This is a genomic window from Stenoxybacter acetivorans DSM 19021 (assembly GCF_000745895.1).
GTDB lineage: Bacteria > Pseudomonadota > Gammaproteobacteria > Burkholderiales > Neisseriaceae > Stenoxybacter > Stenoxybacter acetivorans.
Genome location: NZ_JQKE01000023.1, coordinates 34564 through 40806, shown reverse-complemented (window position 1 = coordinate 40806; position 6243 = coordinate 34564). Strand labels below are relative to the sequence as shown.

Here is a 6243-nt window from a genome sequence, read left to right as displayed (position 1 = left end):
TCACCGTTTCGGTCTCGCGGTGTTTCCAATTCAAAGCTGCCGGAATTTGCCTTGACCGTCTTTTTGGTGTAACCGTTGCGGCGGTTGGGCTCTTGTGGGTTCTGTTCGAGATAATGTTCGATTTCGGCATCAAGAGCAGCTTCGGTCAGTTGTTTGATAAGCGGGGTGAGTATGCCGTCTTTGCCTGTCAGTGCTTGACCTGATTGAAGCTGTTTAAGTGCTGTTTTAAAGTCGAATATGGGGTTGTTCATGTGTTGTCTCCTATTTGGAATAGTTTAGGGGATTGACACAGATTTTTGAACACTAAAGATGTGGTACAAGCAAAAGTATCGCCGGCGATACTTTTGCCGAAAAGCTGCCCTTTCTTCAGGCAGCCTGTTTTTTTCTCTCCTCCCCGTTCTGTCAGCTATCCTCCGTATTTCTTACTGAGCAATAACGGACGATTGCCCCGTTGCGCCCACGCACATAAAAGCCACCTGAAGGTTGTTCAGGTGGCTTTAGTATTTGAAAAATACAATTACTGAATAATGCAATTACGCGCAACAGGTGAACCCATTACTTCACCATCGCCGATGCATATCACGGTCAACTGTGTATTTTTTTTCAATTTCAAGGCTTTTTCTTCTTCAGAATCTGCCAAGTTGGCCATAACATGGGAAAAATCTTTACCTTTGAAATTAATCACTGTGTTGTCCGATATGTCTTTGTTAATGCTTTCAATTGTACCGGTAATGGCCAATTTTTTACCTTTGTACGCAGCATCGCCTGCGGCCTCGTTATCATCGTAGGTTTTAACCATTTGTGCAGCTGTGACTTTCAACATTTCCTCAACGGGAGCAGATTCAGCGTTTTGTGCGCTCGCAGATTCAGCGTTTTGCGCGCTCGCAGCGCGATTGCCGGTATCTTGTGTTGTCCCTTGTTTATTACCACCAAAGAGCAAGCCCAAAACAAATAAGCAAGCAATACCAATCAAAACCCATTTAATTACTTTTTTCATTTACCTCACCTCTTGTACTTAAAATTTAAGAAAGAGCGCGCATTGTACAACAAGCGCCCTTTTTCAGGCAGCCTGTTTTCTTTTCCCCTCTTGCTCTATTCGCCTTATCTCATCCGGCGCGAATTTATAGCTGTACTATTATTTTTTCAAAAAAGAAGACATAGCCTATTCAGCAGATTTCAGATAATTAGCCGTAATTTTTCTGGCTAGTCGTTTTGAAAAATTTATTAGTTTAGCTATATTATTGCGCAATAACAGACTCTCCCGTTCCGTTCCCGCACAATAGTCACAAGTGCGGCGATGCAAATTCTTAAACCGCTTTAAGAACCCATGTTCAAAAAAAAATTCTTAATAAAATCATATGATGTCAAAAAACGACTCAATCATCGCCCATTGGCTATCTGTCAAATCACTCGGGTACATAAAGGATTACCTACTATCTTGGTTTATCTGCTAATTATACGCCATATGATTTTATTAAGAATTTTTTGAATATTGGTTTTTAAACATTATTGAACATAGGTTCTAAAAGATTTCCGCCGCCGGTTCTTACACAATAGCGGCGACGACTGAACAACGGAGGCGGTATGAGTAGCCTATTGCCGGAACACGAAGCCGAACTGGAAGCCTTAATTTTGGCGGAAGCAGAACGCAACGCACCAATGAACACGGTGAAGAAATAAATCACTGGCGCGTATTGGAACAGTTGATAGCGATACACCGAGAACACAACTAAGCAATACGCACGCTTACTTGCTGTATTGGTTTGTTTATACCTTATTGGATGGGTATTCGATAAAAAGAGAGGTGAATAATGTCAGCTTTTGATGTATTAATCGGCCGCATACTCGACCATGAGAGCGGCTACGTGAACGACCCCCGCGGCGAAACCCACAGGGAATAACCAAGCGTGCTGCTGTGGAAAACGGCTACACCGCCTCCATGCGCAGCATGACCCGCGAGCAAGCCCGTCGAAATTTACCACCCGGCTTTCTGGGATCGGTATTGTTGCGCCCTAATGCCCGCGGCGGAGGCCTATCAATTCTTCGATGGCTGGGTTTCATCAGCCGCTTAGAAAAAGCGGGTAAGCCAAAAAGTCATCATTATTGCTTTAATGCGCAAATTGGCTCAGCTCGCATTCACTATGTGGAAAAATGGTGAAATATTCGACAAAACCCGATTTAAGTTAAACGATGATTCAAGCATAGCCTGAATTATTTGAATTAAATCAAAGTAAAACCCCGAACAGCTCTTAAATCATGGAATTTAAGGGCTAAGTGTTTGTTAAATTTTGAAAACTGTTATTAAGAGATAATAATATCTAAAAACATTTTAGGCAGGGCTATACAATGCTGTTCTGATCGGTTTTTGTAATCACGCCGCCACCCAAGCAACAATCACCGTCATATAGCACCGCAGATTGACCGGGTGTAACCGCCCATTGTGCTTCCTGAAATTCCAATTTGGCGCAATCTTCATTCAAATATGTTAATTTTGCTGCGGCATCTGCCATGCGATAACGGGTTTTGACACCGTATATGCCTTCTTTGGGTTTTTCAGGTAGCGTGAAGCTCAGGTCGTGCATGATTAAACTCCGGCTTTGCAATAAAGGATGCTGATGCCCTTGCACCACCACCAATTCGTTGGCGGATAAATTTTTACCCGCCACAAACCAAGCATCGCCCGCACCGCCAATGCCCAAACCTTTGCGCTGACCCAGGGTGTAATACATCAAACCTTCGTGTATCCCCATTTTTTTACCTTCAGGAGTGATCATATCACCGGGATTGGTCGGCAGATAACGCTGTAAAAATTGACGAAACGGACGCTCGCCGATAAAGCAAATACCGGTGCTGTCTTTTTTTGCGGCTGTGGGCAAATGTGCTTTTTCAGCCAGCTTGCGTACTTCGGGTTTGGTTAATTCCCCCAAAGGAAACAGCGATTTTTCAAGCTGATGCGGCTTTAACCGATATAAAAAATAGCTTTGATCTTTGTTGGTATCCGCACCTTTAAGCATGTAATGCACATCACCGCGCACCACTTTGCGGGCATAATGTCCGGTGGCAATGTTGTCCGCACCCCCGCTGACCGCGTAATCCAGAAAACATTTGAATTTGATTTCGGCATTGCACAATACATCGGGATTCGGCGTTCGTCCTGCTTGGTATTCTTGCAAAAAATAGGCAAACACATTGTCTTTGTATTGTGCGGCAAAATTGACAATATCAATATCCATGCCCAGTAAATCCGCCACGGCAACGGCATCTAACGAGTCTTGTTTAATTGAGCAATACTCATCATCGTTATCGTCTTCCCAGTTTTGCATAAACACACCGCGAACGGGGTAGCCCGCTTGTTTTAATACATATGCGGCTACCGACGAATCCACGCCGCCTGACATGCCCACCACGATATTGGGCAAGGGCTGATGATTGATTTTCATGTGTGTTTTCATTTATTGTTCAGAATGCACCGACACGGCAGACAATGCCGAGCGCATGGCAGCAATTTGCGCCGCATAATCGCTGTGTCCGAAAATGGCAGACCCCGCAACAAAGGTGTCTGCGCCCGCCCGTGCAATATCGGCAATATTATCGGCTTTCACACCGCCGTCCACCTCCAACAATATCCGCTGTCCGCTGTGCTGCTGATGTGTGTCTAACAATATACGGGTTTGACAAATTTTGTTTAAGGTTTGTGCAATAAATTGCTGCCCGCCGAAGCCGGGATTGACCGACATCAACAGCACCACATCTAATCGGTCTAATACATGTTCCAGCACAGATATCGAAGTTGCCGGATTTAATACCAAACCGGCTTTGCAGCCTAAATCGCGGATTAAACTCAAACTGCGGTCAATATGGCGGCTGGCTTCCGGGTGAAAAGTGATGATGTTCGCGCCGGCTTTGGCAAAGGCTTCAATCATCGCGTCCACCGGTTCCACCATTAAATGCACATCCATGGGAACAGCAGCATAGGGCTTCAAGGCTTGGCAAATCATCGGACCAAAAGTTAGATTGGGAACATAATGATTGTCCATAACATCGAAATGAATCCAATCCGCATCGGCTGCAATCACCTGTTGAACCTCCTCACCCAAACGGGCAAAATCGGCTGACAAAATACTGGGGGCAATGCGAAAATCTGTCTTACTCATCTATTTGTGTTCTCAATCAGGGGGCTGTTTGAAAAATAATATCGAAAATTAAATACTCAGAGGAATTGACACCAAAATAATGTTGATTCCTTACTAAAAAATCAGTAATTTACTCAAATTTTCGGTCATTATACATCGTTTCACCCGTAACAATTTTACAATCCAGCCCAGTCAGATAATGGATTGATACATTGTGGTTAAGCTTGCTTTTTACTTGAAACTATTCAGCTGTTTATTTATTGCGGCAATGGCAACTCTGTTCAATATGGCATCGGCTGCCGAAACACCCAGCTGTGATGTGCGTCGGCTTAATTTGAGTGAGCTGCAAAAATCCCGTTTGCATTACGTGCGCACCCGTTACAGAAACGGAGTACTTGCTTCCGTAAACCAAGATGCTTTTAATAAAAACAAAGAATTAAAACAAATGACTGAGCTATTATCTCAACCTGTGTTTGATGAAGAGCTCGCCCGGCAATATGTTTTAAACACCTATGAACAGCGAATTCAAATAAGGGTTCAAGAACTTGAAGGGCAATACGATTTTTGGCAGATACTCAATCCGAAACAGCGGCAATATTGGATGAACAGCTGCTTGAAAAACAGTTACTGAAATTAAATACAATATGAAAAAAAAAGTTCAGGTAGCCTTAAGCAGTGTCAGCACAGTTTTGTATTTATCTGCCTGTGCTGTCAGCACCCCTTACCCGCAGCAGCAACTGACTAAAGCCGGTATGTTGAGTGAGCAAGAAGCGGCAGCGCAATATCAAACAGACAGGCAATGGTGGACAATTTATGGTGATTCGCAGCTTAATCATCTGGTTCAAAGTGCTTTAAATAATAATGTTGATTTAAAACAAGCAGCTATCAATGCTGAACGTGCGCGTTTTCAGGCCAATGATGCCGGTGCTGATTTGTGGCCGCAAGGCAGTGGTTCAATCGGTGCTTCAGTAAATAAAAACCTGAAAGACGGCAGTCATTCTTCGCACAGTTTTTCGGGAAAAATTGGCTTAAATTATGAATTAGACCTTTGGCAAAGAGTGCGCGATACTGCCGCGGCGGCTGGATGGGAATACCGCGCTGCCGAAGAAGATGTCGTTGCTGCTCGCTTGTCTTTGGTGAACAGCCTGATTGATGCTTATTTTCAGCTCACTTATGTAAACGAAGCCATTGCACTCACGGAGAAGAGTATTGCGCAATATCAAGAAATTACACGTATTGCCACTACCCAATACAAAGTAGGCAAAGTATCCAGCATCAACCCCACCAATGCCAATCAATCTTTATTGAGTGCCGAAAATGCTTTGATTGGTTTGCGCCAAAACCGACAAAATTTAGAGCAAAATCTGCGTAATTTATTGAATATTCATCCGAATGAACCCCTGAATCTGCAACCGATTCGTTTGACTAACCTTGCCATTCACACGGTTGATTTAAATATTCCTTTGTCGGTTTTGTCTGGCCGCCCCGATTTGCGTGCTGCCGAATATCGTTTACAAAAAGCATATACCAATCAACAAGCCTCACAAAAAAGCTGGTATCCAAGCATCAGTTTAAGTGCGGCGGTCAATACCTCATCTGATGAGTATCGCAGTGCATTTAATATTCCGATTGGCGCAGGAGCAATATCCATCAATTTGCCGTTTTTGGATTGGCAGCATCTGCATTGGCAAAACAAACAAGCCGAAGCGGCATTTGAATCAGCCAAATTAGACTTTGAAAAAACCTTAACCACTTCATTAAATGAAGTCAGCGGTTTTTATACTCAATATCAACTCAGCCGTGATACCTTAGCCAATATTGAAGAAAAACATCGGTTTGACCAAAAAAACAGCCGTTATTACCAAATTCGCTATCAATATGGAGCAAACCCACTCAGCGATTGGCTCAGTGCTTTGAATACCGAATTGTCCTCGGCGCAAAATTTGTTAAATAATCGCTATACTGTATTGAAAAATGAAAACTTAATTTATCAAGCTATGGCGGGGCGTTACTTGCCTTTGCCTCAAGTCAATAATATAAAATCATCGGTTATTTTAAAATCTCAAGGCGGTTACTTTTAAATAAACTATTGTAACTAAAGGTAAATTTA

Annotated in this window: 7 protein-coding genes; 3 read left to right on the top strand and 4 right to left on the bottom strand. The window is 43.2% G+C overall.

From position 1 onward, the window contains the following. Both Q384_RS04380 and Q384_RS12600 read right to left on the bottom strand, forming a co-directional pair. On the bottom strand, nucleotides 1-251 hold a 251-nt coding region (locus Q384_RS04380), incomplete at its 3' end, for a transposase (RefSeq protein WP_037586188.1). Between the two features lie 266 nt (nucleotides 252-517). Further along, nucleotides 518-997 (bottom strand): OB-fold protein, encoded by a 480-nt coding sequence (locus Q384_RS12600; protein WP_051940451.1) that lies wholly within the window; start codon nucleotides 995-997, stop codon nucleotides 518-520. 918 nt (nucleotides 998-1915) lie between these two features. On the opposite strand from Q384_RS12600, the gene Q384_RS04370 reads away from it, so the two are divergent. Beyond that, nucleotides 1916-2158 (top strand): hypothetical protein, encoded by a 243-nt coding sequence (locus Q384_RS04370; protein ID WP_037586187.1) that lies wholly within the window; start codon nucleotides 1916-1918, stop codon nucleotides 2156-2158. 181 nt (nucleotides 2159-2339) lie between these two features. On the opposite strand, the gene mnmA is transcribed toward Q384_RS04370, so the two are convergent. Together mnmA and rpe are read right to left on the bottom strand one after the other, a co-directional pair. After that, a complete protein-coding gene (gene mnmA / locus Q384_RS04365) occupies nucleotides 2340-3440 on the bottom strand; it encodes a tRNA 2-thiouridine(34) synthase MnmA (RefSeq protein WP_037586203.1) in 1101 nt (366 codons plus the stop codon). Between the two features lie 12 nt (nucleotides 3441-3452). Beyond that, the gene (gene rpe, locus Q384_RS04360; protein WP_037586186.1) at nucleotides 3453-4154 is read right to left on the bottom strand and encodes a ribulose-phosphate 3-epimerase; all 702 of its coding nucleotides are present in this window, start codon (nucleotides 4152-4154) and stop codon (nucleotides 3453-3455) included. A gap of 247 nt (nucleotides 4155-4401) precedes the next feature. Between rpe and Q384_RS04355 the strand changes: the two genes are divergently transcribed. Next, entirely contained in the window at nucleotides 4402-4764 is a 363-nt protein-coding gene (locus Q384_RS04355) for a hypothetical protein (RefSeq protein ID WP_211251079.1), read from the top strand. A gap of 13 nt (nucleotides 4765-4777) precedes the next feature. Further along, nucleotides 4778-6214 carry a TolC family protein gene (locus Q384_RS04350; RefSeq protein ID WP_084224388.1) on the top strand — a complete coding sequence of 479 codons (1437 nt, stop codon included), beginning with the start codon at nucleotides 4778-4780 and terminating at the stop codon, nucleotides 6212-6214. The last annotated feature ends 29 nt before the right edge of the window (nucleotides 6215-6243 follow it).